Below are 24503 nucleotides of genomic sequence, written 5' to 3' on the forward strand. Positions count from 1 at the left end.
GGGTTGGACGAATCATGACCGGAGGCACCGGACGACGGAGCAATCGCGAGCGCTCGGAAGACACCCGGCGCCGGCTGATCCAGGCTGCCCGCAAGGCCTTCGCCGACAAGGGCTATGCCGCGACCGGCACGCCGGAACTGGTCGCCGCCACCGGGCTCAGCCGCGGCGCGCTCTATCACCAGTTCCCCGACAAGGCGGCCCTGTTCCGGGCGGTTCTGGAAGATGCCCAGCAGGATGTGGTGGCCGCGATCGACGCGGCCGCCGCTGCGGCACCCGATGCCCTCGCCGCCCTGCGCCGGGGATCGCGCGCCTTCGTGGCCGCCTGCATGCGCCCCGGCATCCGCCGGATCGTGCTGATCGACGGCCCCGCCGTCCTCGGCTGGCAGGTCTGGCGCGAGGTGGATGCCGCCCATGCGCTGGGCACGCTGATCGCGGGCCTCGACGCCCTGGCCCAGGCTGGGCGGCTGCGTCCCGGCCTCACCGTTCAGGCCACGGCGCTGCTGCTTTCGGGCGCGCTCAACGAAGCGGCGCTGGCGGCGAGCGAAGGCCGGCTCGGCGATGCCGAGATCGCCACGGCGATCGATGCGCTGCTCGACGGGGTCAGCCGGCCGGCCTGACGAAATCCACCGCCCGGGCGATCACCCGGGCATCGGCCAGGATACGGGCATGGCCCAGCCCGTCCAGCTCCACCATGGCGGCATCCGGCCAGGCCCCGGCCGAGGCGCGCCCCGCCGCGATCGGCACCACCCGGTCATCGGCGGAATGGAAGAACAGGGCCGGCACCGTCGCCATCCGTGCCTGGCGCGGCAGGTTCATCTCGTGAAGACGGGCGCCCAGGCGGTCCAGCTCCGCCTCAAACGCCGTGCGCGCCGCCTCGTCATACCCCATCTGCGCCGCCAGCGCCCGGGCACCGTCCAGATAGCGCGCCGGTGCCGCCACAAAGGCCAGCCGCGCCACCCGGGCGCCCTCTTCCAGCACGGCGACGGCCGAAGCGGCACAGCCGATCGAATGGGCGATCAGCCCCGCCACCGGCCCCACCGCCGCAATCACCGCGGCCACCGCCCGCGCCAGCACCGGGATCGGCGCAACCTCGCCGCCGGAGCGGCCATGTCCCGGCAGATCGAAGGCCACCACCCGGCTTCCCGCCGCCAGCAGGGGCGCCACGAAGCCGGCCATGTCGGCATGGCTGCCGTCCCAGCCATGCACCAGCACCACCACGGGGCCCTCGGTGCCCCACTGATAAAGGGCAAGCGTCTCGCCGTCGAATGCCAGCTCACCCCGCTGGGCCGGCGGCAGCTCCACCCAGGCCGGCCGGGCGCGGCTGCGATCGGGGGTGACGAAGGCCCGGGCCAGCTCGGCCGGTGCAGGCACGGCACGCGGCGCCGTGGCGGTGGTGCTGCTCGACATGGGAACGACGGGCTCCGATACGGGTTGACTCAATCATGATGATCATCATCATTAACAGCATCGACCGCTCCCGTAAAGGGCCACCACCCCATCCGAAGGTGTCTCCCCCATGACCCGCACCGTCATCGCCGGCTATGTCCGGACCCCGTTCCACTTCGCCCGCAAGGGCGCGCTCGCCGGCATGCGCCCGGACGATCTGGCCGCGATCCCGCTGCGCGGCCTTCTCGACCGCAGCGGGCTCGATCCGCGGCTGATCGAGGACGTGATCATGGGCTGCGCCTATCCCGAAGGCGAACAGGGTGACAATGTCGCCCGCATCGCTTCCCTGCTCGCCGGCCTGCCGATCGAAACCGGCGGCATGACCGTCAACCGCTTCTGCGGCTCGTCGATGTCGGCCATCCATATCGCCCACGGCCAGATCGCGACCGGTGCGGGGGAGGCCTTCATCTGCGCCGGGGTCGAATCCATGAGCCGCGTGCCCCAGGGCGGGTTCAGCTTCTCGCCCAATCCGCGCTTCCGCAGCCCCGATCTGCCCGATGCCGAAATCATGACCGAGGCCCATATCACCATGGGTCGCACCGCCGAAAACGTGGCCGCGCGCTATGGTATCGACCGCGCGACGCAGGAAGGCTTCGCCCTCCGCTCCCAGCAGAAGGCACGCGACGCCCAGGCGGCCGGCCGGCTTGCCGACGAGATCGTGGCGGTGCACACGCCCGACGGCGTGGTTGATGCCGATGGCTGCCTGCGCCCCGGGACCACACTCGAAGGCCTGGCCGGGCTGAAGCCCGCCTTCGGTGCCGACGGCACGGTGACCGCGGGCACGGCCTCGCCGCTGACCGACGGCGCCGTGGCGGTTCTCGTCACCTCGGAAGACTTCGCCCGCGCCCAGGGCCTGCCGATCATGGCGGTGGTCCGCGCCACCGCGATTGCCGGCTGCCCGCCCGAGATCATGGGCATCGGCCCGGTGCCGGCCAGCCGCAAGGCGCTTGCCCGTGCCGGCATCGGGGTGGGTGATCTGAGCGTGGTCGAGATCAACGAGGCCTTCGCCAGCCAGGCGGTCGCCTGCCTGCGCGCGCTGGAGATCCCCGAGGACATCGTGAACCCGGATGGCGGCGCCATAGCACTCGGCCATCCGCTGGGGGCCTCCGGCGCGCGGATCACCGCCAAGGCGGCACAGCAGCTGATGCGGGGCGGCGGCCGCTTCGCGCTCGCCACCCAGTGCATCGGCGGCGGTCAGGGCATCGCCACGATCCTGGAAGCCGTCTGATCGGCAGATCTGCGGTCAAAGGCCGCCCAGACGCCATCCGGCCCGTCCCAGGCGCCGCGGGTGGCGCCCTTGGAATACTCGGTCGCGCGCTGCTCGAAGAAATTGGCGTGCTCGACCCCGTTCAGGATTTCCACCAGCCAGGGCAGCGGGTGCGGCACCAGCGCCCGCGCGCCCTGGTCGGGGTCCGAGAAACAGCCATGGACGGGGGTCAGGCCCAGCTGGGTCAGCCGCCAGTCGGCGATGTAGCGGACATAGGCCTTCACCTCGTCCGGCCGCAGCCCCTCGACCGGCCCCAGCTCGAAGGCGAGATCGATGAACCGGTCTTCCAGGCCGACCATGGTCTTCGCCACATCGGTGATGTCGTCGCGCACCGCCCGGGTGACCGCGCCGGTCTCGCGGTGCCATTCGTGGAACAGACGGATGATGCCTTCGCAATGCAGGCTTTCGTCCCGGACCGACCAGCTGACGATCTGGCCCATGCCGTTCATCTTGTTGTGGCGCGGGAAGTTGAGCAGCATTGCGAAGCTTGCGAACAGCGCCATGCCTTCGGTGAAAGCGCCGAACATGGCCAGCGTCCGCGCCACATCGGCCACCGTGCCGGTGCCGAAGCTGTGCATGTAATCGGCCTTGGCGCGCATGTCGGCATAGTCGCGGAAGGCTTCGAACTCGGCCTTGGGCATGCCCAGCGTCTTCAGCAGCAGCGCATAGGCATCGATATGCACCGTCTCCATGTTCGAGAAGGCGGCCATCATCATCTGGATTTCCAGCGGCTGGAACAGCGGCAGATAGCGCTTCAGATAATTGTCGCCGACCTCGATATCCGACTGGGTGAAGAAGCGGAAGATCTGGGTCAGCAGGCCGCGATCGGCATCGCTCAGCCGGTCCGAGGTCCAGTCCTTGACGTCGCCGCCCAGCGGCACCTCTTCACCCATCCAGTGGATCTGCTGCTGGCGCTTCCAGAAGGCATAGGCCCAGGGGTAGCGCTCCACGTCATAGGTGCCGGTGGCCGTCAGCAGCCCGACCCGGCCGGTGCCGACCAGGGTCATCGGATCGAGATCGCCGGCGATCACGCGCCTCACTGACATGCCAGGCACTCCTCGTAATCGGTGCGTGCGGTCGCGGCCAGGCTGGCCCCGGCACGGGTGCCGCCGGCAAAGCCCGCCCGCTGGATGGATTTGGAGCGGCAGTAATAAAGGCTCTTCACCCCCCGCTCCCAGGCGGTCCAGTGCAGCATGTGCAGATCCCATTTATCGATATCGGCCGGCAGATACAGGTTCAGCGACTGGCTCTGGCACAGGAAGGGTGCACGGTCGGCCGCCAGTTCCACGATCCAGCGCTGATCGATCTCGAAGGCGGTGCGGAACACCGCCTTCTCGTCGTCGGTCAACCCGTCCAGATGCTGCACCGATCCTTCGTGCTCGACGATCGATTGCCAGATCTCGGGCCGGTCGAGGCCGCGTTCGGTCAGCAGCCGGGCCAGATGCGGGTTGCGCACCGGAAAGGCGCCCGACAGCGTCTTGTGGGTGTAGATATTGGCCGGGACCGGCTCGATACAGGCGCTGGTGCCGCCGCAGATGATGCTGATCGACGCCGTCGGCGCGATGGCGAGCTTGTGGCTGAACCGCGCCTGCATGCCGGCCTCGGCCGCGTCCGGGCAGGGGCCGCGCTCCTCGGCCAGGAACACCGAGGCCCGGTCGGCCTCCTGGCGCAGCCTGCGGAAGATCGCAAGGTTCCAGGCCTTGGCCATCGCGCTTTCGAACGGGATGCCGCGCGCCTGCAGGAAGGCATGAAAGCCCATGACGCCCAGCCCGACCGAGCGTTCGCGCATCGCCGAATAGCGCGCCCGGGCCATCTCGTCGGGTGCCGTCTCGATGAAGCTGGTCAGCACGTTGTCGAGGAAGCGCAGCACGTCCTCGACGACCCCCGCCTCACCCTGCCACTGATCCCAGGTTTCGATGTTGAGCGAGGCAAGACAGCAGACCGCGGTGCGTTCCTCGTCCAGATGATCGGCGCCGGTCGCGAGCGTGATTTCGCTGCACAGGTTGGAAGTCGAGACCTTGAGCCCCAGCGCCCGCTGATGGCGCGGCAGCGCCCGGTTCACCGTGTCGATGAACAGAAGATAGGGCTCACCGGTCTGCAGCCGGGTCTCAAGGATCCGCTGCCACAGCCGCCTGGCGTCGATGCGGCGCATCACCGCGCCGGATTTGGGGCTGATCAGCGGAAAATCGGCGCCATCGCGCACGGCTTCCATGAAGGCATCGGTGATCGCGATGCCGTGATGCAGGTTCAGGCCCTTGCGGTTGAAATCGCCCGAGGCCTTGCGGATTTCAAGAAATTCCTCGATCTCCGGGTGATGCACGTCCAGATAGACCGCGGCCGATCCGCGACGCAGCGAGCCCTGCGAGATCGCCAGCGTCAGCCCGTCCATGACATGGATGAAGGGGATGATGCCGGATGTCTCGCCGCAGCCCTTCACCGGCTCGCCGATGGAACGGACCTCGCCCCAATAGGTGCCGATGCCGCCGCCATTGGAGGCGAGCGCCACATTCTCGTTCCAGGTCCGCACGATGCCGTCCAGGCTGTCGGGCACCGCGTTCAGGAAGCACGAGATCGGCAGGCCGCGGCTGGTGCCGCCATTGGACAGGATCGGCGTCGCCGGCATGAACCAGAGCCGCGAGATCGCATCATAGATCCGCTGGGCATGGGCCCGGTCGTCGGCATAGGCGCAGGCGACCCGGGCGAACAGATCCTGATAGCTCTCCCCCGGCATCAGATAGCGGTCACGCAGCGTCGCCTTGCCGAAATCGGTCAGCAGCGCATCACGGCCACGATCGAGCACCAGATCGGCCGGCACCGGCTTGGGGGCCAGCGGAAACGGGATCGGCGCCTGCGGCCGGCGCGGCACGGCTTCGGGCGGCAGCGAAGCCGTCACCGGAACCAGATGGCCGTGCCGGTCGAAGTCGAAGGCGAGAGAGGTCATGGCGTTCACCCATCGATCTGCGGACCGGGGCCGGATGAACGCAGGGCAGGCCGAACGCGCGGGCACGGGATCAGAACCCGCGGGTCGCCGGACGGAAACCGCCATGCGCCCGCCGGGACTCCCCGCCCAGGGACGTATCATTCCAAGGTTCCGGCAGGTCTCCTGGCTCGCGGGTCACCGCCGCCACGCCGGCCTTCCCGACGGTTGCCCGTCAGTGGCCCAGTCTTGCGTGGCCGCTCTCCGCCTACAGTTGCGGGGACAGCTCCGGCATTGACGGGGGTGTCCCCCGTCGCACCGGATTCCCTCTTAGCCCCAGATCTTGTGGACCTGGGGAACCGAGAACGCCGCATCTTGTGCAGATCGCCGTCCCGCCGTCAAGCCTCGGCCGCGGGATAGGGGGCGAAGCGGCGTTCCGCCTCGTCGACCGCCAGGCGCCGCCCCACCGGCGGAAAGGCGCGCTGCGGGCAGGCCGGGCGGTCGCAGACCTTGCAGCCGGCGCCGATCGGCGTCGCGGCCTCCGGATCGGACAGGTCCAGCCCCTTGGCATAGACCAGCCGGCCGGCATGGCGCAGGTCACAGCCAAGCCCGATGGCGAAGCTCTTGCCCGGTGCGCCCCAGCCGCCGCCCATGCGTCCCACGGTGCGGGCGATCCAGAGATAGGTCCGGCCATCGGGCATGCGGGCCAGCTGGGTCAGGATCCGGCCGGGGCTGGCGAAGGCCTCGTGCACGTTCCAGAGCGGGCAGCTGCCGCCGACCCGCGAGAAGTGGAAATCGGTCGCCGACTGACGTTTGGAGATATTGCCGGCCCGGTCGACCCGCACGAAGAAGAACGGCACGCCCCGCGCCTCGGGCCGCTGCAACGTGCTGAGGCGATGGCAGATGGTCTCGAACCCCACCCCGAACCGGCGGGACAGCCGCTCGATGTCATAGCCCAGTTCCTCCGCAGCCGCCAGGAAGGGGGCATAGGGCAGGATCAGCGCCCCGGCGAAATAGGCGGCCAGGCCGATCCGCGCCAGCACCCGCGCCTCTTCCCCGGAAAAGCCCGGATCGGCCGACAGCCGGTCCAGCACCGCCCCCTGTTCCAGAAAGGCGAGCCGGCTGGCGATCTGGAAGGCGGCCCGGCCCGGCGGCAGCCCGGCTGCCAGCCGCAGCACCCGGCGCTCGGGATCGAAGCGGCTGAGCACCCCGCCCCGGCTTTCCGCCTCGCCCGGCTCTTCGTCGTCGATCACCTCGACACCGTGCCGGCGGCGCAGATGGGCGATCAACCGCGGCAGAACCCGGCCGGGAACCAGGCCTGCCGCGGTGTTCAGCGCCTCGGCGGCATGGTCCAGCTCGGCCACATGGTTGTGGCGGGCATAGAAGAAATCCCGCACCTCCTCGTAAGGCATCGGCGTCAGGGTCTGGCCGGCGACGTCCTGCCCCAACCGGGCGGCAAGCGCATCGGCCCGCTCTTCCGCCGCCCGCCAGTTCCGGTGCAGCCCGACCAGCGCCCGGCCGATCTCGGGCATACCGGCGGCCAGTTCCCGGATCTCGGCCATCGACGCCCGCCCGCCGGCCCCCTCGCCGCTCAACACATCGCGCAGATCGGCGATCAGCCGCGCCTCCTCGTCTTCCGAGAACATCTGCACATCGACCCCGAAGACCGCATTGATCTTCAGCAGCACCGGCACGGTCAGGGGCCGTTGGTTGCGTTCCAGCTGGTTCAGGTAGCTGGGCGACACGTCCAGCGCGCGGGCCAGTGCCGCCTGGGTCAGGCCGCGTTCCTCGCGCAGCCGTTTCAGCCGCACACCCATGAATGCCTTGCTCATGCCCGGCTCATCCTTCGCTCCCCGAATCTTCGCAAACTTCGCAAACTTCCGGGCCACCCTTCGCAAACCCACGCATTTTCAGTCATTTGCGGGTTTTTCCGTCTGCGTATATTGCGAAGCATCCCATCCGATGCAAGAGCAATGAGGCCCCTGGTGATCCTGCACGAGGTTCGCGCCCACCGTTCCGCCGACCATCTGCCCCGCGAGGATCAGCTCGCCTGGAAGATCGCGGCCGTTGCCGCCGACCCGGTACCGGTCGGTGCCGAAGTGGCCGAGATGATCGGCAACCGCATCATCGACAATGCCGCGGTCGCCGCCGCCGCCCTCGCCCGCCGGCCGGTGGTGAGCGCCCGCACCCAGGCGGCCGCGCACCCCTTCACCCCCGGCGCCACGGTCTTCGGCCTGTCACCTCATCGTCGGGTTTCGCCCGAATGGGCGGCCTGGGCCAACGGGGTCGCGGTGCGTGAACTCGACTTCCACGACACATTCCTCGCCGCCGACTATTCCCATCCGGGCGACAACATCCCGCCGGTGCTGGCAGTCGCCCAGCATTGCGGGCTCAACGGCGACCGGCTGCTTCGCGGCCTTGCCGCCGCCTACGAGATCCAGGTCGATCTGGTGAAGGGCATCTGCCTGCACGAGCACCGCATCGACCACATCGCCCATCTGGGCCCCTCGGCCGCCGCCGGCATCGGCGCGGCGCTGGGCCTGCCGGCAGAGGTGATCCTCCAGGCGGTGCAGCAGGCGCTGCACGTCACCACCACCACCCGCCAGTCGCGCAAGGGCGAGATTTCCAGCTGGAAGGCCTATGCCCCGGCCTTCGCCGGCAAGATGGCGATCGAGGCGGTGGACCGCGCCATGCGCGGCGAGGGCGCGCCCGCGCCCGTCTACGAGGGCGAGGACGGGGTCATCGCCCGCATGCTCGGCGGCTTCGACGCGGTCTACCACGTGCCGCTCCCCGCACCCGGAGAACCGAAGCGCGCGATCCTTGAAACCTGGACCAAGGAATATTCGGCCGAATACCAGGCCCAGGCGCTGATCGATCTGGCCCGCCGCATGGCACCCGCGATCGGCAATCCCGCCCGGGTGAAGAGCATCGTCATCCACACCAGCCACCACACCCATAACGTGATCGGTACCGGCAGCGGCGACCCGCAGAAGTTCGACCCCAGGGCCAGCCGCGAGACGCTGGATCATTCGATCATGTACATCTTCGCGGTGGCGCTGGAAGACGGCGGCTGGCACCACCAGCGCTCCTATGCGCCCGACCGCGCCGCCCGCCCCTCGACCATCGCCCTCTGGCGCAAGATCTCGACGGTGGAGGATCCCGCCTGGACCCGGCGCTATCACGCCGCCGATCCGGCGGAGAAAGCTTTCGGCGGGCGGGTGGTCGTCACCCTCGACGACGGCCGCGAGATCACGGACGAGCTGGCGGTGGCCGATGCCCATCCGGCCGGCGCCCGCCCCTTCCGCCGCCCCGACTATGTCGCCAAGTTCCGCATCCTCGCCGAGGGCGTGATCGACCAGGTGGAGCAGGACCGCTTCCTCGCCACCGTCGAGCGCCTGCCGCATCTCTCCGCCGACGATCTTGCCGGGCTGAGCTTCAGCGTCTCGCCCGACCGGCTGGGCGCGCGCGCACTCCACGGCATTTTCGACCGGATCGGCTGACCTTCAGAAGGAGTTCAGGCAGATGACCACCACGATACCCTCCGAGACCCCCCGCCCGAAAAAATCGGTCGCCCTGTCGGGCGTGCCCGCCGGCAACACCGCGCTCTGCACCGTCGGCCGCAGCGGCAACGATCTGCATTATCGCGGCTACGACATCCTCGACATCGCCGACCGCTGCGATTTCGAAGAGATTGCCCATCTGCTGATCCACGGCAGCCTGCCGACCGAGGCGCAGCTGCGGCTCTATCGCGAGAAGCTGAAGCGGCTGCGCGGCCTGCCCCAGGCCGTGCGCCGGACACTGGAAGCCCTGCCCGCCGCCGCCCATCCCATGGACGTACTCCGCTCGGGCGTCTCGGCCCTGGGCTGCGCCCTGCCCGAGGCCGCCGACCACAACCCCGCCGGCGCCCGTGATCTCGCCGATCGGCTGCTCGCTTCGCTCGGCTCGATGCTGCTCTACTGGCGCCACTACGCCCATGCCGGCCGGCGGATCGAGGTCGAAACCGACGACGACAGCATCGGCGGCCATTTCCTGCACCTGCTGCACGGCCGGCCGGCCCCGTCCTCGCATGTCAGGGCGATGCACACCTCGCTCAATCTCTATGCCGAGCACGAATTCAACGCCTCGACCTTCGCGGCCCGCACCATTGCCGGCACCGGCGCCGATCTCTATTCGGCGATCACCGGCGGCATCGGCGCCCTGAGCGGGCCAAAGCATGGCGGTGCCAACGAGGTCGCCCTCGACATCCAGCTGCGCTATGCCACGCCCGACGAGGCCGAGGCCGATATCCGGCGGCGGGTGGCGGCGAAAGAGGTGATCATCGGCTTCGGCCATCCGGTCTACACCATCGCCGATCCGCGCAATGTGGTGGCGAAACAGGTCGCCCGCCGGCTGATGGAAGAGACCGGCGACATGCGGCTCTACCACATCGCCGAGCGGATCGAGGCGGTGATGGCCGATGCCCGCGCGATGTTCGCCAATCTCGACTGGTACACCGCCGTCGCCTACCACGTGACAGGCATCCCGACCCTGCTGTTCACGCCGCTTTTCGTGATCGCGCGAACGTCCGGCTGGTCGGCCCATGTGATCGAGCAGCGCCAGGACGGCAAGATCATCCGCCCCTCGGCCAATTATGTCGGCCCCGAGCCGCGCCCCTTCCTGCCGATCGGGCAGCGCGACCCGGCCGGCCGGGTGCGTGCGGCCTGACCCGAGGATCCCCTCCGATGCCCTATCTCATCGCCGACCACCTGCCCGCGGAACCCGCGGGCAGGCGCTTCCGGAACCTCCTGGCCCGGCCCGGCATCCTGCGCCTGCCGGGTGCCCATAACGGCCTTGCCGCCCTGCAGGCAAAGGCGGCGGGCTTCGATGCGCTCTATCTGTCGGGGGCGGCGATGACCGCCTCGATGGGCCTGCCCGATCTCGGCATCATCACCGTCGACGAGGTCGCCTTCTTCATCCGCCAGATCGCCCGCGCCGCGGGGCTGCCGCTGCTGGTCGACGGTGATACCGGTTATGGCGAGGCGCTGAACGTCATGCACATGGTGCGCAGCTTCGAAGAGGCCGGCGCCGGGGCGGTGCATATCGAAGACCAGCTGCTGCCCAAGAAATGCGGCCATCTGAACGACAAGAAGCTGGCCTCGCTGCCCGACATGGCCGCCAAGATCGCCGCCGCCGCCCGGGCCCGCCGCGACCTGGTGATCGTCGCCCGGACCGATGCCGCAGCATCCGAAGGTCTCGACGGTACGATCGAGCGCGCCCGCGCCTATGTCGAGGCCGGGGCCGACGCCATCTTCCCCGAGGCACTGACCTCGGAAGACATGTTCGCCGAAGTCGCCCGCCGCCTGCCGGGCGTGCCGCTTTTGGCCAACATGACCGAGTTCGGCCGCACGCCTGCGATCACCGGCGCCCGCTTCGAGGAGATGGGCTATCGCATGGTGATCTGGCCGGTCAGCTCGCTCCGCGTCGCCGCCCGCGCCCAGGAAGAACTCTATGCCGCCCTGGTCCGCGACGATGCGACCACGGCCATGCTGCCGCGCATGCAGACCCGCGCCCAGCTCTACAAGACCCTCGGCTATCACGATTACGAAGCGCTCGATCTGTCGATCGTGACCACCGTCATCCCCGTCCTCGGAGCCGCCTGACATGTCCGCCCCGCTGATCCGCACCGCCTCGCTCGGCTTTCCCCGTATCGGCCCGCGCCGCGAACTCAAGACGGCGCTGGAAGCCTGCTGGCGGGGAGAGAGCGCAACCGATGACCTGCTCGACACCGCCCGCAGCCTGCGGGCCGCCACCTGGGCACGCCAGCATGCCGCCGGCATCACCTGCCTGCCCTCGGGCGACTTCTCGCTCTACGATCATGTGCTCGACACCGCCGTCATGGTCGGCGCGGTGCCCCCGGTCTATGCCGGCCCGGGTAGAGACCATGCCGGCGGCCGGGTCGGTCTCGACACGTATTTCGCCATGGCGCGCGGCACGCCCGACGGGCTGCCGGCCATGGAGATGACCAAGTGGTTCGACACCAACTACCATTATCTCGTCCCCGAACTCCGGCCCGATCAGAGCTTCTTCCTGGGCGATACCCGCGTCGTCGACGCGTATATCGAGGCGCGCGGCCTGGGTTTCCGGACCCGGCCGGTGCTGCTCGGCCCGGTCAGCTTCCTGATGCTGGCCAAATGCGCGGGCGAGACCTTCGACCGGCTGCGCCTGCTGCCGGGCCTGCTGCCGGTCTACACCCATGTCCTGCGCCTGCTCGCGGCGGCGGGGGCGACGGAACTCCAGCTCGACGAACCGGTGCTGGTTCTGGACGAGAACCCGGCGGTCGCCGCGGCGGTCGCGACCGCCACCGAAGCCTTTGCAGCGGCGGCAACCGGGCTTGGGATCATGCTCACCACGTATCACGGTGGCGTCGACCATCTGGCCGACACGCTCTGCCGGCTGCCGGTCGACGGGCTGCATCTGGATCTGGTCCGCGCGCCCGATCAGCTGGGCCCGATCCTGCCGAAACTCACCCCCGAGACCCGGCTGTCGCTGGGGGTGATCGATGGTCGCAATGTCTGGCGGGCCGATCTTTCGCGGCTGCTGGACCGGCTGACCCCGATCGTCGATGCGCGGGGCCCCGAGGGCATCCAGCTTGCCCCGTCCTGCAGTCTGCTGCATGTGCCGATCGATCTCGACCGCGAGACCCGGCTCGATCCGGAGCTGCGGTCCTGGCTCGCCTTCGCCGTTCAGAAACTCGACGAACTCAGAATCCTGGCCCGCGCACTGAGTGACGGCCGGGACGCCGTCGCAGAAGATCTGGCCGAGGCCGAGGCCGCCATGGCGACCCGGCGCGCGTCAGCCCGCATTCACGACCCTGCGGTGGCGGCGCGTCTTGCGGCCGTCACCCCCGCCATGGCCCGGCGGCAGACCGCCTATCCGGTCCGCGCGCGGGCGCAGCACGACCGGCTGGGCCTGCCGGCCTTCCCGACCACCACCATCGGCTCCTTTCCGCAAACGCCGGAAATCCGCAAGGCCCGCGCCGACCATGCCGCCGGCCGGCTCGACGACGCTGATTACGACGCGCTGATCGCCGCCCGCACCACCGAAGCGATCCGCTGGCAGGAAGAAACCGGCCTCGACGTGCTGGTCCATGGCGAGTTCGAGCGCAACGACATGGTGCAGTATTTCGGCGAACAGCTCGCCGGCTTCGCCTTCACCGATCATGGCTGGGTACAGAGCTATGGCTCGCGCTATGTCCGCCCGCCGATCATCTGGGGTGACGTCTCGCGGCCGCAGCCGATGACGCTGCGCTGGTCGGCCTTCGCCCGCAGCCTGACCGACCGGCCGATGAAGGGCATGCTGACCGGGCCGGTGACCATGCTGCAATGGTCCTTCGTGCGCGACGACCTGCCGCGGATGGAGGTCTGCCGCCAGATCGCACTGGCGCTCCGCGACGAAGTCTCCGACCTTGAAGCCGCCGGCATCGAGGTGATCCAGATCGACGAGCCGGCCTTCCGTGAAGGACTGCCCCTGCGGGGGGCGGATCGCCCGGCCTGGCTCGATGCCGCCACCGAATGCTTCCGCCTTGCGGCTTCGGGTGTCGGCGATGCCACCCAGATCCACACCCATATGTGCTATTCCGAGTTCAACGACATCATCGACGCCATCGCGGCCCTGGATGCCGATGTCATCTCGATCGAGACCGCGCGCTCGAAAATGGAGCTGCTCGACGCTTTCACCACCTTCGCCTATCCCAACGAGATCGGCCCCGGCGTCTACGACATCCACAGCCCGCGCCTGCCGTCGGAAGAGGAAATGGTCGCCCTTCTGGAGCGGGCCTGTGCACGCCTGCCCGCCGACCGGATCTGGGTCAATCCGGATTGCGGCCTCAAGACCCGTCGCTGGGACGAGGTGAAGCCGGCCCTTCAGGCCCTGGTCCGGGCCGCGCGGGAAATGCGGCGGCGGGTGGCCTGAAGCATCCGCCGGGATGCCGTCACCCGTCCGCCAGGCCGAGGCCAAGGCGCGCAAGCACCCCGGACACGGCCGCACGACCCGTCTCGTCAAGGCCGCCCGGCACCTCCACCGCCACCTGCCGGGCAGCAGGATCGGTGCAGCGCAGCTCCGCCCCGAGGGCGATATCGGCGAGCGCCGCCCGCACCCGGTGCAGGGTCGCGTCCTGGCGCAGGCGGAAGCGGGCGATCTTGCCGAGCGGCGTCAACGGCAGATCCGGCACCACGAAGACATGGCGCGGCCGGGCCGGCGGTTCGGCGATCGCGGCGGCCACGAAGGCCGCGACATCTTCGGCCCGGCAATCCGCCCCCGCGCGGGGCATGACATAGAGCACCGGCAATTCGCCCGCATAATCATCGGGCATCGCCACCGCCGCCGCCTGGGCAACCGCCGGATGGCGATGGGCGACCTCTTCGATCAGAACCGGATCGATATTGTGGCCGCTGCGGATGATCACATCCTTGGCCCGGCCGGTGATCCGCAATTCGCCCGACGGCAGCAGCTCGCCCAGATCGCCCGAGGCGAACCAGCCGTCGGCCGGCACCCCCTCGATACCCGCCTCGGTCAGATAGCCCTGAAAGACATTGGGGCCGGCAACGCGGATCTCGCCGCCCTGGGCCACGGCCACCTGCATCAGCGGCACCGGCGGGCCGACGGCATGATCGTGAAAACGGCCATCCACCGGCTGCACCGCGACGATGCCGCCGGTTTCGGTCATGCCGTAGAGCTGCGAGACCGGCCGGCCGCTCACCGCCTCCACCCGCTTCGCCAGTTCCGGCGCCAGCGGCGAGCCGCCGGTCAGAAGGCCGCGAAGCGTGGCGAGGGTGGAGCTGCCGCGCGGCGCATCGACGATCGCCGCCAGAATGGTGGGGACACTGCCGATCAGGCTGGTGCGGGTCTCGTCGACGATCTCCCAGAACCGGCCGACCACGGCCGGGTTGCGCAGGGCGGTCGCGGTCGGGAAGATCACCGTCGCCCCTTCCGACAGCGCCGCCAGCAGCACATCGACCAGCCCGCCGACATGAAACAGCGGCAGCCCGGTCAGCACCCGGTCCGCGGGGCCCATGCCGTTGCCGGCGGCGACCATCAGGGTTGCCGCCACCAGATTGCGGGCAGACAACCGCGCCAGTTTCGGCGCGCCGGTGGTACCCCCGGTATGGATGAAAGCGGCGACCCGGTCGGCATCCCCCGGCGATACCGGCCCGGCGCCCTCGCCCAGCGCCAGGAAGGCGGTCCAGCCGAGCGCATCGGTCGTCTCGGGCCCCACCGGTACTTCCACGACCGTGGCGACACCAGGCGCGTCCGCCACGGCCGCCGCCACCCGCGCCCGCACATCCAGCGCCGGATGCGGCCCCATGGTCACCACCACCCGCACCCGGGCCAGCCGCAGCTGGGCAGCGATCGCCTCGGCCGAGAGCAGCAGGTTGACCGGAAAGGCGGTGCCCACGGTGGCGGCCGCCAGCACCGCCGTCACGGCCTGGGGCACGAAGGGCAGCAGGATCGCCACCCCGTCCTCCGGCCCGACCCCCAGCCGGCGCAGAGCGGCTGCCGCCCGGCGGACATCCGCCAGCAGCTTGTCATAGGACACCACCCCCGCCGGCGTGCCCGCGGCATCGGGCAGGTATTCCAGCGCCGGATGCGCCGGCCGGGCCGCCGCGACCCGGTCCAGCAGCGCCAGCGGCGTGGGTGTGGCGTCCAGGCGGGCCAGCAGCGCCGCCCCCCGCCGATCGGTCTCCGGCATCATGGCCGTTTCTCCCTGTCGTTCTGTTTTCTTGTCGTCTTGTTTTTGCGGGATCGATGCCCGAACGGGCTCAGCCCTTGGCCCGGTTGTCCATCTGGTGGATGGCTGCACGGGCTTCATCGCCCTCGGGGATCGGCCGGCCGCTGTCGCGCCACTGGACGGCCGCCTTGAAGCCCTCGGCCTGGGCATAACGGCGGAACCACAGCCCTTCCGGATTGTGGCGGGTGATGCCGTCGAACACGGTCGCCATCATCTGGCTCTGTTCCAGACCCATGGTCAGCATCACCTGATTGACCACCATCTTGTGCATGGCCAGATGGCCGCGCGGTACACCGGCAATCCGCTCCGCCAGCTTCCGGGTCGCCGCCTCCAGCTCCGCCGCCGGCACCACCTCGTTGGCCAGCCCCCAGGCGGCGGCGGTGCGACCGTCGATCACGTCGCCGGTGAACATCAGCTGCTTGGCGCGGGTCGGCCCCAGCCGGTAAGTCCACATCGCCGTGGTCGGGCAACCCCAGACACGGGTCGGCATGTAGCCGATGCGGGCATCCTCGGCCATCACCAGCAGGTCGCAGCAAAGCGCGATGTCGCTGCCGCCGGCCACCGCCGCGCCATGGACCTTGGCGATGGTCGGCTTGGAACAGCGCCAGAGGCTCATGAAATCCTCGGTGTTCCGCTTCATGTACGCGTAGTCGACCATCGGATCCCAGGGATAGCTTTCCTGCTGGCAGGGGTGCTCCACCACCTGTTCTGCCGTATCGGCCAGGTCATAGCCGCCGCAGAAGCCCTTCCCCGCGCCCTCGACCACGATCACATGGACCTGATCATTGGCCTCGGCCCAGGCGACCGCCTCGCGGATGTCGCGGGGGGTCTGGTCGGTGATGGCGTTCAGCCGTTCGGGACGGTTCAGCAGCAGCCGCGCAATGCGGGGCGATGCGGGATCCTGGTCGATCCGCAGGGTGGCGAAATCGGGCATCGGGGGCTCCGGTCGAGGGGGGTTCAGGCTTCACAGTCAATATTGACTGTATGACTCGACCCCACAGACAGTCAATCCTGACTGTCGAAGCGCCACCCATGGTCGCGGGTTGCAATCCGCCGCCGGGCGTGCTTGCAATCCCCCACCTCGCTCACACGCTGCCGGAGACGCCGCCAGATGACCGATGCTTCCGCTGCCCGGCCCTCGCTCCGCGACCAGCAGCGCGACCAGACCCGGCAGCGCCTGCTGGATGCGGCGGTCACCTCGCTGATCGAACGCGGCGTGGCGCGGACCACGACGCTGGAAGTCCAGCGCCGCGCCGGCGCCAGCCGCGGCGCGCTGCTGCATCATTTCCCAAGCCATGCCGCCCTGCTCTCGGCCACGATCGGCGAGCTGGTCCGGCGCAACGACGCCGCGGTTTCGCGCGCGCTGGAACATCACGAACCGGACACGAGCCCGGTCGCACGCGCGATCCGCAGCCTGGTGGAGATGAGCAGCCAGCCCGCCTTCATGGCCGAGCTGGAACTCTGGGCCGCCGCCCGCACCGATCCCGATCTTCAGGCCGCGATCCGCGCCGCCGAACGCGATGCCCGCAGCGATCGCGAACGGGTGGTCTCGGCCCTGTTCGCGCCGGTCGCCGACCGGCCGAATTATGCCGCGGTGGTGGAGATGACCATCCAGGTCCTGCGCGGCCTCGCGGTCTCGCGCCAGATCTCGCGACGGCCCGAGACCGAGCGCGAGCTGATCGACCGCTGGATCTGGGCGGCGGAGACGCTGCTCTCCGCCCCGCCGCCCGAAGGCTGAAACCTGAAGCCTGAAGACGATCGAGCCTCAGGCGGCGAGCGTCGCATCCAGCGTGATCTTGGCCTTCAGCACTTTCGAGACCGGGCAGCCGGCCTTGGCCTTGGCGGCCAGTTCCTCGAACTTCGCCTGATCGGCGCCCGGCACCTTGGCGGTGAGCGAGAGATGAACCGCGGTGATCTCGAAACCGTCGGCGACCTTTTCCAGGGTCACCTTCGCCTCGGTCTTCATCTCGTCGGCGGTCAGCCCCGCCTCGCCCAGGATCAGCGACAAGGCCATGGTGAAGCAGCCGGCATGGGTCGCCGCCAGCAATTCTTCCGGATTGGTTCCGGCCTGATCCTCGAACCGGGCCGCGAAGCCATAGGGATAGGCGTTGAGCGCCCCGCTTTCGGTGGAAACCGATCCCTTGCCGTCCTTGATGCCGCCCGACCAGGCGGCAGATCCACGTCGCACGATCTTCATCTCGATGACCTTCCGTCAGAGTCCGTTGAAACGATTGAACCGGCATGCCAGGCCCATGGTTCCATGCTCACCCTGGTTCCAGCCTCATTTCGGCCGGGGCCGAAACATCGGGGCATATCGACGGGCTAGGATCTGCGGGCTACATCCTCCTCAGGAGCCTGGTCATCCCATGATCCTCGTCGTCTTCGAAGCCGTTCCGACCGAGATCGGCCGCCAGACCTATCTCGAACATGCCACCATGCTCAGCCCGCGCCTCGGCGAGGTCGACGGCTTCGTGTCGGTCGAGCGCTTCGAGAACCTCGCCCGCCCCGGCCATCTGCTGTCGCTCTCCGCCTGGCGCGACATGGCCGCGGTCGATGCCTGGCGGCGCGACGGCGCCCATCGCATGGCCCAGGCGGTCGGCCGTTCCGGCGTCTTCGCCGATTATCGCCTGAGGGTCGCGACCACGCTGCGCGATTATGGTCTCACGCAGCGCGCGGAGGCCCCGGCCGATGCTCTCTGAAACCGATCCCGCCCTGATACTCGCCGTCGCCGGCGCCTTCCTGCTTGCCGGCACCGTCAAGGGCGTGGTCGGCTTCGGCATGCCCACCGTCTCGCTGGCGGTGCTGGCCGGGATCACCGGCCTGCCCGAGGCCATGGCCCTTCTGCTGGTGCCGTCTTTCGTGACCAATCTTCAGCAGGCGCTGACCGGCGGCCACCTGAAACCGCTGCTCCGCCGGCTCTGGTCGCTGCTGCTGGTCTCGATCCCCTGCATCTGGATGGGTGTGGCGATCCTGGCTGAAACCGATCCGGACCGGCTCGCCCGGCTGCTCGGGGCGGTGGTGATGATCTATGGCGCCGCCGGTCTCGCCGGCCTCTCTTTCCGCGCCCCGCCCCGGGCCGAACCCTGGATCTCACCCGTGATCGGTGCGGTGAACGGCCTGCTCACCGGGCTCACCGGATCCTTCGTGGTGCCGGGTGTCGCCTGGCTGCAGGCGCTGGGGCTGGATCGCAACGCCCTGGTCCAGGCCATGGGCCTGCTGTTCGCGGTGTCGACCGCGGCACTCGGCCTTGCCCTCGGCGGGCGGTCGCTGCTCACCCCCGAACTCGGTCTCGCCTCGGCCCTGGCGGTGATCCCGGCGGTGGCGGGCATGGCACTGGGCGCCCGGCTGCGCCGCCGCCTGCCCGAACGTCATTTCCGCCGGGTGTTTTTCGGTGCCCTGATCCTGCTGGGGCTGCGCCTGCTGGCGGGGGGCGGTTGAACGTCATGGGTCTTGGCATCCCGCCTGCGCCTGCGCATCATCACGCTCTATGACGGCGGACAGACAGGAGCCATCACCGATGACGCCGAACATCGCCTCCGGACAGCTGGTCGCCGAAATCGCCGCCGTCATCGGCGACGTCGCCCGCGCCAATATCCTGACCGCCCTGATGGACGGCCGGGCACTGACCGCGGGTGAGCTTGCCGCCCATGCCGGCGTCACCCCCCAGACCACCAGCGGCCATCTGGCGAAGCTGGCCGATGCCGGGCTGATCACCGGTGAACGCCAGGGCCGGCACCGCTATGTCCGCCTCGCTTCCCCCGCCGTCGCCGAGGTGATCGAGGCTCTGATGACCGTCGCCGCCACCGGCCCGGTGCGCCATCGGCCGGTCGGTCCGCGCGATCTGGCGCTGCGCGCCGCCCGCAGCTGCTATGACCACATGGCCGGCAGGCTGGGGGTCGGCCTGGCCGCGGCGCTGGAAGCCGGCGGGCTGGTTGCGGTCGCCGACGGATCGGGTGCCGTCACCGCCCGCGGCCGTGATTTCTTCCACGATCACGGCATCGCGATCGATGTCGGCCGGGGCAGCCGGCCGCTCTGCCGCACCTGCCTGGACTGGAGCGAGCGCCGCCACCATCTGGCCGGCCGGCTGGGGGCTGCCCTGTTCACCCATGCGCTGGACCAGGGCTGGGTGCGGCGGGCCGAAACCAGCCGGACCCTGATCGTCACCCCACCCGGACGGATCGCCTTCAATCGGGTGTTCGGGGTCGACGATGCCATGCTGGTGCCCTGAGGTGACGGCGCTCCCCTTCGACGGCCTGTTCCGCCCGCTCGGCCGGGCGGCGGCCATGGGCCTGGATGCCCTGCCCGGCGTGGCGGAGGGCTGGCGGATGGCCGCGATCCGCGGCCTCGCCGATCACCTGGCCGGACGTTTTGCCGCCATCGCGGCGCCGCTGGTCTTCCAGCTGTTCGAAACCCGCCGCCCGCCCCTGCCGGCCGCCGCGCTGCTGCTCGACCGGCCACCGGCCGGCACCTCTTCCGCCGCCCATGACGCCTTTATCGCCGGGCTGATCGCGGGTGGCTGGCAGGCTGTGTGCGCCCGACACCCGGTCCTGGCCTCGCGTCTGGACCGGGTCGCGGCCGATGGTCGGGCGGCGGCGGCCGATCTGCTTCGCGCCTTCGCCGCCGACCGCGACCGGCTGGCCCCGCTCACGGGTCCCGCTCCTGACATCACGAACATCACCTTCGGCCTGTCGGACCCCCATGGCCATGGCCGCGGCGTGGCGCGGGTCGATCTTGCCGACGGCCGGGCGCTCGCCTTCAAACCCCGCGGCCTTGCGCCCGAAGCCGGCTTCTTCGCCCTGCTCGGCTGGCTTGAAGAGCGGATGAGCGCCGGCCAGCGCCACCGCCTGCCGCCGCAGCATTGTCCGGCGGTCATTGATTGCGGCAGCCATGGCTGGATGGCCTGGGTGGAGCGGCCCCCTGTGCCGATACGGCGGAGGTGGAGGCCTTCCACCGCCGCCTGGGCGGGCTTGCAGCGGTGCTCGACCTGCTCGGCGCCAATGACGTGCATTCCGACAATCTGATCGCGGCCGGCGCCGCACCGGTGGTGGTCGATCTCGAATGCCTGTTCGGCCTGCCCGCGGCGTCGCCCGCCCTGGACCGGCTGGAGGCCACGCCCGCCCTGCTCACCACCGGGCTGCTGCCCTTCCTGGTGCCGCTGCCGGGCGGTATCTGGCGCAATATGGGCTGCCTCGGCCCGGTGCTGCCGGCAGCGACCGTGCCCGACAATGGCTGGTGCCATATCGGCACCGACTGGATCCGCCGCGCAACGGTGGCGGTGCCGGTAGAAGATCCCTGCCGCCCCGTGCTCGACGGGCAGGAGGTGGATGTCACCCCCTGGGTCCCGGCGCTGGTCGACGGCCATGACGCGGCGATGGAGGTGTTGATCGCCCATCGCGATGCGCTGACCGCCGAAGACGGCCCCCTCGCCTTCACCGGCGCGCTCTGCCGCCATGTCGCCCTGCCGACCGAAAGCTATCGCCGCCTGCTGGTGCGTCTGGCCGAGCCGGACCTGGCCGATGCCCCGGAGGCACCCGCCGCCCAGGCCGCCCGCATCGCCCACCGGCCGCCACAGCCGGGCATCGATGCCGGTCTCTGGCCGGGCCTGCTGGCGGCAGAGGCGCGCGCGCTCGCCCGTCTGGACGTGCCCGCTTTCCGCTTCGATCCGGCCGATGGCCGGCTCGGCGAAGCCGATGGCAGCCCGATCGGCCGGCTCGACCCACCCCCGCGGGCCCGCATCATCGCAAAGGCCCGCGCGCTGTCGGATGGCGACCGGCGGCGCGCAGGCGGCATGCTCGGCCAGGTGCTGGCGCCGGTCCGGCCGGCAGCCGCCGATTACCAGGGCCTGGCGGCGCATCTGGTCGCCACCGCCCTGCCCCGCCGCGATGGCGGCATCGACTGGATCCGCCCCCATGAACGCCCGCCAATCGCCTGGCGGCCGGCCGGCCACGGCCTCTATCACGGCAGCCCCGGCATCGCGCTGGCGCTGGCCCAGGCCGGCCGTCTGGCCGGGCGGCCCGACTGGCTGGACGCCGCACGGGCCGCCCTTCTGCCGCTCCGCCGCTTCATCGCAGATCCCGGGGCGGATAACGCGCTTACAGCCTTCGGCCCCGGCTATGCCGACGGGCTGGGCGGCATGATCGCAGGCCTGGTCTGGGCGGCAGAGCTGCTCGACGATCCGGCGCTCATCGACGATGCTTCCCGCCTCGCCCGCACCGCCGATCCCGACGACAGCACCGCATCCCTGCCGTTCGATCTGCATGACGGCCTGGCCGGGCTGGTGGTCGCCCTCGCCTTCCTGCACAGCCGCGCCCCCTCGGCCGCGCTGGCCCGACGGCTGCTGCGCCAGGCCGATCGCCTCACCGCCATGGCCACCACCGATGGCGATGCCCTGATCTGGCAGCCGGCCCGCGGCCCGGTGCTGGCGGGCCTTGCCCATGGCCAGTCGGGCATGGCGGTGGCGCTGGCCGCGGCCGGTGCCGTGACCGATACCCCGGCCCTCATCGATGCCGCCCGCCGGGCGCTGACGGCCGAAGATCGGCTGTTCGATCCGGCCCGCGCCAACTGGCCCTCCCCCGATCGCGGTCATCGCCCCGCCACCGCATGGTGCCATGGCGCGGCCGGCATTGCGCTCGCCCGGCTGGCCCTGCTCAACCTGGCGCCCGACATCTTCGCCGACCGGCGTGCGGAGCTGGACATGGCCCTCGCCACGACGGCAGGCGCCCCCTCATCGGGCGCCGGGGATCTCTGCTGCGGCGATGCCGGCCGCCGGATCATCCTCATCCGGGCCGGCCGAACGGTCCCCGAGCGTCTGTGCGGCCCGCCGGTGCTCTGGAGCGACGCCCCGCCGCTGGCCGCGCCGGATCCCTGCCTGTTCAAGGGCCTGGCCGGGCTCTGCCATGCGGACGCCCTCGCCCATGGCGGACCGCAGGCCTCCTGCTTTCTGCTGCCGTTCGGTTGAGCCGCGGTACACGGTCGTCAACATCGGCCACGGCCGACCATGGCGGAAGCCGTCGACAGGCGCTAGCGTCAGGCCCGGATCAGCCCACGACACCGGATACCCGCCATGAGCAGCGATTTCGACAAGCTGAAGGACATCATCCAGTCCAACCCCGACCTGCTGGGCGAGGGTGGCGATATCGGCGCCGCCTCGCGCCGGCTGGAAGAGGTTGCCCGCGCAAACGGGCTCGACATCGACGTCGCGGAAATCGAGCGCCAGTTTCACAGCCGCACGACCGACGGCCGCCCGAATGACGAACTCGACGATCAGGCGCTGGATCAGGTCGCCGGTGCCGGCTCACCCTGGTGCATGTTCACCAATGGCTGCTACTGCATCTTCACCAAATGAAATGCGAAGGCCTGGGAGCTGAAGGGCCGGGACCTGAAGGGCCGGGCAGTCAGGCCAGGTAGCGGGCCTCCATCAGGTCGATCTCGCGCACCAGCCGGCGGGCCAGGTCGTCATCGATCTCGCGGGCCCGGGCGATGCGGAAAATCTCCGCCCGCTCGGCCCTCAGCCCCGCCAGCCGCAGCCGGCGCTCGATCTCGTCGGTGCGGCGGAACAGATCGGCCGTGGTGGCATCCGGGCTGTCGGCATCCAACCGGCGGCGGTACAGCTCCATCACCCGGGCCGCCACGGCGGCATGCAGATCGGCATCGGTACGCCCCGCCGACATCTCGTGCTGGGCGCGTTCCACCGCCAGAATCGCCGCTCGCGCCGCCGCCGCCCGAATGCGGTCGGCGGTCTGGTCCGCCTCTGCCAGCGCATCCGGCGCCAGCCCCTTCAGCACCCGCGGCAGGCCGATCGCCGCCGCGATCAGCGAGGCCAGAATCACCCCGGCCGCCAGAAAGACCGCAAGATCCCGCGCCGGAAACGCGGTTCTGTGGTCCAGCATCAGCGGCAGGGTCAGGATGCCGGCCAGGGTGATGGCACCGCGCACCCCCGCCAGCGTCATCGCCCCCACCAGCCGGTGAATGGTGCCGCGCGACAGCGGCGCCCCCTCGTGCCGGCGCAGCAGGGTCAGGCGCAGTGAGACATAGACCCAAAGCCAGCGCAGCGCCGCAAGCCCGGCCGTGATCGCCAGCACATAGACCGCCAGCCACCAGGCCTCGCGATGGCCGGTCTCGCGCACCGCGGTGACGGCGCCCGACAGGATCGCCGGCAGCTGCTCGCCCATCAGCACGAAGATCACGCCGTTGACGGCGAACCGCACCGTATCCCACACGGCATTGCGTCGTACCCGGGTGATCGCCTGCACCTGACCGCGGATCTCGGCATGGGACATGGTGATGCCTGCGGCCACCGCCGCCAGGATCGGCGACACGCCTAAGCGGTCCGCCACCAGATATGCGCCGAAGGGGATCAACAGGCTGATCAGCACCTCGATACCCGGCTCCTCGCCGGCATGGCGACTGATCCGCCCCTTGATCCAGGTGGCACCCAGGGTGATCAGCACACCGGTCGCAAGCCCGCCCAGCGCCAGCTGTGCGAAGGTCAGCAGGGCATCCGACATCGAGAAACTGCCGGTCAGCAGCGCCGCCACCGCGAAGCGCAGGCAGACCAGGCCCGAGGCGTCGTTGAGCAGCGATTCGCCTTCCAGCACATGCATCACCCGCGCCGGCAGCGGGCTGCGGGCGGCGATCGCCGTCACCGCGATCGGATCGGTCGGCGACAGCACGGCCGCCAGCGCAAAGGCCACCTCCAGCGGCATGGTCGGGATCATCCAATGGATGAAGAAGCCCATGCCCAGCACGGTGAACACCACCAGCCCCAGCGCCAGCTGCAGGACGGCACCATAGTCACGGAACAGCCCTGGCTTGGGGATCCGCCAGCCATCCAGAAACAGCAGCGGCGGCAGGAACAGCAGAAAGAAGACCTCGGGCGCAAGCACGATACCCAGATCGGCCACCGCGGCAATGCCGGCCCCCAGCGCGATCTGAACCAGAGGCAGGGGAACCGGCACCGGCAACAGCCTGACCACAAAACCGCTCGCCACCACCGCCAGCAGCATCACCAGCACCAGGGTGATCAATCCCATTGCCGTCGCACTCCACGTCCGCAGGCCACGAGGCCGGCCCGATATGCGAACGATAGCCGAGGCGCGTGGGACTGC

The 24503-nt window shown here is 70.0% G+C and carries 19 protein-coding genes, 1 pseudogene and 1 riboswitch; of the genes and pseudogenes, 12 read left to right on the top strand and 8 right to left on the bottom strand.

From position 1 onward, the window contains the following. Positions 1 to 14 precede the first annotated feature (14 nt). The gene (locus CMO28_RS26650) at positions 15 to 617 is read left to right on the top strand and encodes a TetR/AcrR family transcriptional regulator (protein ID WP_296719623.1); all 603 of its coding nucleotides are present in this window, start codon (positions 15 to 17) and stop codon (positions 615 to 617) included. Here CMO28_RS26650 and CMO28_RS26655 read toward each other — a convergent pair. After that, a complete protein-coding gene (locus CMO28_RS26655; RefSeq protein ID WP_296719626.1) occupies positions 601 to 1407 on the bottom strand; it encodes an alpha/beta fold hydrolase in 807 nt (268 codons plus the stop codon). The two genes, CMO28_RS26650 and CMO28_RS26655, sit on opposite strands and share 17 nt — an antisense overlap. A gap of 109 nt (positions 1408 to 1516) precedes the next feature. On the opposite strand from CMO28_RS26655, the gene CMO28_RS26660 reads away from it, so the two are divergent. Beyond that, the gene (locus tag CMO28_RS26660; RefSeq protein ID WP_296719629.1) at positions 1517 to 2674 is read left to right on the top strand and encodes a thiolase family protein; all 1158 of its coding nucleotides are present in this window, start codon (positions 1517 to 1519) and stop codon (positions 2672 to 2674) included. On the opposite strand, the gene CMO28_RS26665 is transcribed toward CMO28_RS26660, so the two are convergent. The 3 genes from CMO28_RS26665 to CMO28_RS26675 all read right to left on the bottom strand — a co-directional run bounded on the left by CMO28_RS26665 (position 2641) and on the right by CMO28_RS26675 (position 7462). Beyond that, the gene (locus CMO28_RS26665) at positions 2641 to 3759 is read right to left on the bottom strand and encodes a ribonucleotide-diphosphate reductase subunit beta (RefSeq protein ID WP_062766823.1); all 1119 of its coding nucleotides are present in this window, start codon (positions 3757 to 3759) and stop codon (positions 2641 to 2643) included. The two genes, CMO28_RS26660 and CMO28_RS26665, sit on opposite strands and share 34 nt — an antisense overlap. Then, positions 3750 to 5654: a ribonucleoside-diphosphate reductase subunit alpha gene (locus CMO28_RS26670; protein ID WP_296719634.1), complete on the bottom strand. Its 1905-nt coding sequence runs from the start codon at positions 5652 to 5654 to the stop codon at positions 3750 to 3752. The genes CMO28_RS26665 and CMO28_RS26670 overlap by 10 nt, the downstream gene beginning before the upstream one ends. A gap of 134 nt (positions 5655 to 5788) precedes the next feature. Beyond that, positions 5789 to 6009, bottom strand: a riboswitch (cobalamin riboswitch). 19 nt (positions 6010 to 6028) lie between these two features. Continuing rightward, a complete protein-coding gene (locus tag CMO28_RS26675; RefSeq protein WP_296719637.1) occupies positions 6029 to 7462 on the bottom strand; it encodes a short-chain fatty acyl-CoA regulator family protein in 1434 nt (477 codons plus the stop codon). Between the two features lie 141 nt (positions 7463 to 7603). Here CMO28_RS26675 and CMO28_RS26680 point away from each other — a divergent pair, with 141 nt between their 5' ends. Genes CMO28_RS26680 through metE form a run of 4 tightly spaced genes read left to right on the top strand, consistent with a single transcriptional unit; the run spans position 7604 to position 13580 of the window. Further along, on the top strand, positions 7604 to 9130 hold the full coding sequence (locus tag CMO28_RS26680; protein WP_323755128.1) for an MmgE/PrpD family protein: 1527 nt from the start codon (positions 7604 to 7606) through the stop codon (positions 9128 to 9130). Between the two features lie 22 nt (positions 9131 to 9152). Then, positions 9153 to 10334, top strand: coding sequence for a 2-methylcitrate synthase (gene prpC, locus CMO28_RS26685; RefSeq protein WP_296719641.1), 1182 nt, complete (start codon positions 9153 to 9155; stop codon positions 10332 to 10334). A 17-nt stretch (positions 10335 to 10351) separates the two neighbouring features. Further along, entirely contained in the window at positions 10352 to 11269 is a 918-nt protein-coding gene (prpB, locus tag CMO28_RS26690; protein ID WP_296719644.1) for a methylisocitrate lyase, read from the top strand. 1 nt (position 11270) lies between these two features. After that, positions 11271 to 13580, top strand: a complete 2310-nt coding sequence (gene metE / locus CMO28_RS26695; RefSeq protein WP_296719647.1) for a 5-methyltetrahydropteroyltriglutamate--homocysteine S-methyltransferase — start codon at positions 11271 to 11273, stop codon at positions 13578 to 13580. 19 nt (positions 13581 to 13599) lie between these two features. Here the strand turns inward: metE and CMO28_RS26700 are convergent, their stop codons facing one another. Next, on the bottom strand, positions 13600 to 15360 hold the full coding sequence (locus CMO28_RS26700) for an AMP-binding protein (protein ID WP_296719651.1): 1761 nt from the start codon (positions 15358 to 15360) through the stop codon (positions 13600 to 13602). 67 nt (positions 15361 to 15427) lie between these two features. Then, complete coding sequence (locus CMO28_RS26705; RefSeq protein WP_296719655.1) at positions 15428 to 16330, bottom strand: crotonase/enoyl-CoA hydratase family protein; 903 nt, start codon at positions 16328 to 16330, stop codon at positions 15428 to 15430. 177 nt (positions 16331 to 16507) lie between these two features. Here CMO28_RS26705 and CMO28_RS26710 point away from each other — a divergent pair, with 177 nt between their 5' ends. Beyond that, positions 16508 to 17134, top strand: a complete 627-nt coding sequence (locus CMO28_RS26710) for a TetR/AcrR family transcriptional regulator (protein ID WP_296719657.1) — start codon at positions 16508 to 16510, stop codon at positions 17132 to 17134. A gap of 27 nt (positions 17135 to 17161) precedes the next feature. On the opposite strand, the gene CMO28_RS26715 is transcribed toward CMO28_RS26710, so the two are convergent. Further along, positions 17162 to 17593, bottom strand: coding sequence for an OsmC family protein (locus CMO28_RS26715; protein WP_062766808.1), 432 nt, complete (start codon positions 17591 to 17593; stop codon positions 17162 to 17164). Positions 17594 to 17762: 169 nt separating this feature from the next. Between CMO28_RS26715 and CMO28_RS26720 the strand changes: the two genes are divergently transcribed. The 5 genes and pseudogenes from CMO28_RS26720 (at position 17763) to CMO28_RS26740 (ending at position 22741) form a co-directional block, all read left to right on the top strand. Then, on the top strand, positions 17763 to 18095 hold the full coding sequence (locus CMO28_RS26720; RefSeq protein WP_296719663.1) for an antibiotic biosynthesis monooxygenase family protein: 333 nt from the start codon (positions 17763 to 17765) through the stop codon (positions 18093 to 18095). After that, positions 18085 to 18834 carry a sulfite exporter TauE/SafE family protein gene (locus tag CMO28_RS26725; protein ID WP_296719666.1) on the top strand — a complete coding sequence of 250 codons (750 nt, stop codon included), beginning with the start codon at positions 18085 to 18087 and terminating at the stop codon, positions 18832 to 18834. The genes CMO28_RS26720 and CMO28_RS26725 overlap by 11 nt, the downstream gene beginning before the upstream one ends. 79 nt (positions 18835 to 18913) lie before the next feature. Then, the gene (locus tag CMO28_RS26730) at positions 18914 to 19624 is read left to right on the top strand and encodes an ArsR/SmtB family transcription factor (RefSeq protein ID WP_296719671.1); all 711 of its coding nucleotides are present in this window, start codon (positions 18914 to 18916) and stop codon (positions 19622 to 19624) included. A 97-nt stretch (positions 19625 to 19721) separates the two neighbouring features. Continuing rightward, positions 19722 to 22354: pseudogene (locus tag CMO28_RS26735) on the top strand (DUF4135 domain-containing protein). Between the two features lie 105 nt (positions 22355 to 22459). After that, the gene (locus CMO28_RS26740; RefSeq protein WP_296719674.1) at positions 22460 to 22741 is read left to right on the top strand and encodes a Nif11-like leader peptide family natural product precursor; all 282 of its coding nucleotides are present in this window, start codon (positions 22460 to 22462) and stop codon (positions 22739 to 22741) included. A 49-nt stretch (positions 22742 to 22790) separates the two neighbouring features. Here the strand turns inward: CMO28_RS26740 and CMO28_RS26745 are convergent, their stop codons facing one another. Continuing rightward, positions 22791 to 24428 carry a Na+/H+ antiporter gene (locus tag CMO28_RS26745; RefSeq protein ID WP_296719676.1) on the bottom strand — a complete coding sequence of 546 codons (1638 nt, stop codon included), beginning with the start codon at positions 24426 to 24428 and terminating at the stop codon, positions 22791 to 22793. Positions 24429 to 24503: the final 75 nt, after the last annotated feature.

The organism is Tistrella sp. (genome assembly GCF_002684955.1).
GTDB classification, from domain to species: Bacteria; Pseudomonadota; Alphaproteobacteria; order Tistrellales; family Tistrellaceae; genus Tistrella; species Tistrella mobilis.

Coding starts and splice junctions, on each gene's coding strand:
- CMO28_RS26730 (WP_296719671.1), top strand. CDS start 18,914: ATGACGCCGAACATCGCCTCCGGACAGCTGGTCGCCGAAATCGCCGCC.
- metE (WP_296719647.1), top strand. CDS start 11,271: ATGTCCGCCCCGCTGATCCGCACCGCCTCGCTCGGCTTTCCCCGTATC.
- CMO28_RS26745 (WP_296719676.1), bottom strand. CDS start 24,428: ATGGGATTGATCACCCTGGTGCTGGTGATGCTGCTGGCGGTGGTGGCG.
- CMO28_RS26680 (WP_323755128.1), top strand. CDS start 7,604: ATGAGGCCCCTGGTGATCCTGCACGAGGTTCGCGCCCACCGTTCCGCC.
- CMO28_RS26650 (WP_296719623.1), top strand. CDS start 15: ATGACCGGAGGCACCGGACGACGGAGCAATCGCGAGCGCTCGGAAGAC.
- CMO28_RS26710 (WP_296719657.1), top strand. CDS start 16,508: ATGACCGATGCTTCCGCTGCCCGGCCCTCGCTCCGCGACCAGCAGCGC.
- CMO28_RS26670 (WP_296719634.1), bottom strand. CDS start 5,654: ATGACCTCTCTCGCCTTCGACTTCGACCGGCACGGCCATCTGGTTCCG.
- CMO28_RS26705 (WP_296719655.1), bottom strand. CDS start 16,330: ATGCCCGATTTCGCCACCCTGCGGATCGACCAGGATCCCGCATCGCCC.
- prpC (WP_296719641.1), top strand. CDS start 9,153: ATGACCACCACGATACCCTCCGAGACCCCCCGCCCGAAAAAATCGGTC.
- CMO28_RS26660 (WP_296719629.1), top strand. CDS start 1,517: ATGACCCGCACCGTCATCGCCGGCTATGTCCGGACCCCGTTCCACTTC.
- CMO28_RS26655 (WP_296719626.1), bottom strand. CDS start 1,407: ATGTCGAGCAGCACCACCGCCACGGCGCCGCGTGCCGTGCCTGCACCG.
- CMO28_RS26715 (WP_062766808.1), bottom strand. CDS start 17,593: ATGAAGATCGTGCGACGTGGATCTGCCGCCTGGTCGGGCGGCATCAAG.
- CMO28_RS26665 (WP_062766823.1), bottom strand. CDS start 3,759: ATGTCAGTGAGGCGCGTGATCGCCGGCGATCTCGATCCGATGACCCTG.
- CMO28_RS26740 (WP_296719674.1), top strand. CDS start 22,460: ATGAGCAGCGATTTCGACAAGCTGAAGGACATCATCCAGTCCAACCCC.
- prpB (WP_296719644.1), top strand. CDS start 10,352: ATGCCCTATCTCATCGCCGACCACCTGCCCGCGGAACCCGCGGGCAGG.
- CMO28_RS26725 (WP_296719666.1), top strand. CDS start 18,085: ATGCTCTCTGAAACCGATCCCGCCCTGATACTCGCCGTCGCCGGCGCC.
- CMO28_RS26720 (WP_296719663.1), top strand. CDS start 17,763: ATGATCCTCGTCGTCTTCGAAGCCGTTCCGACCGAGATCGGCCGCCAG.
- CMO28_RS26700 (WP_296719651.1), bottom strand. CDS start 15,360: ATGATGCCGGAGACCGATCGGCGGGGGGCGGCGCTGCTGGCCCGCCTG.
- CMO28_RS26675 (WP_296719637.1), bottom strand. CDS start 7,462: ATGAGCAAGGCATTCATGGGTGTGCGGCTGAAACGGCTGCGCGAGGAA.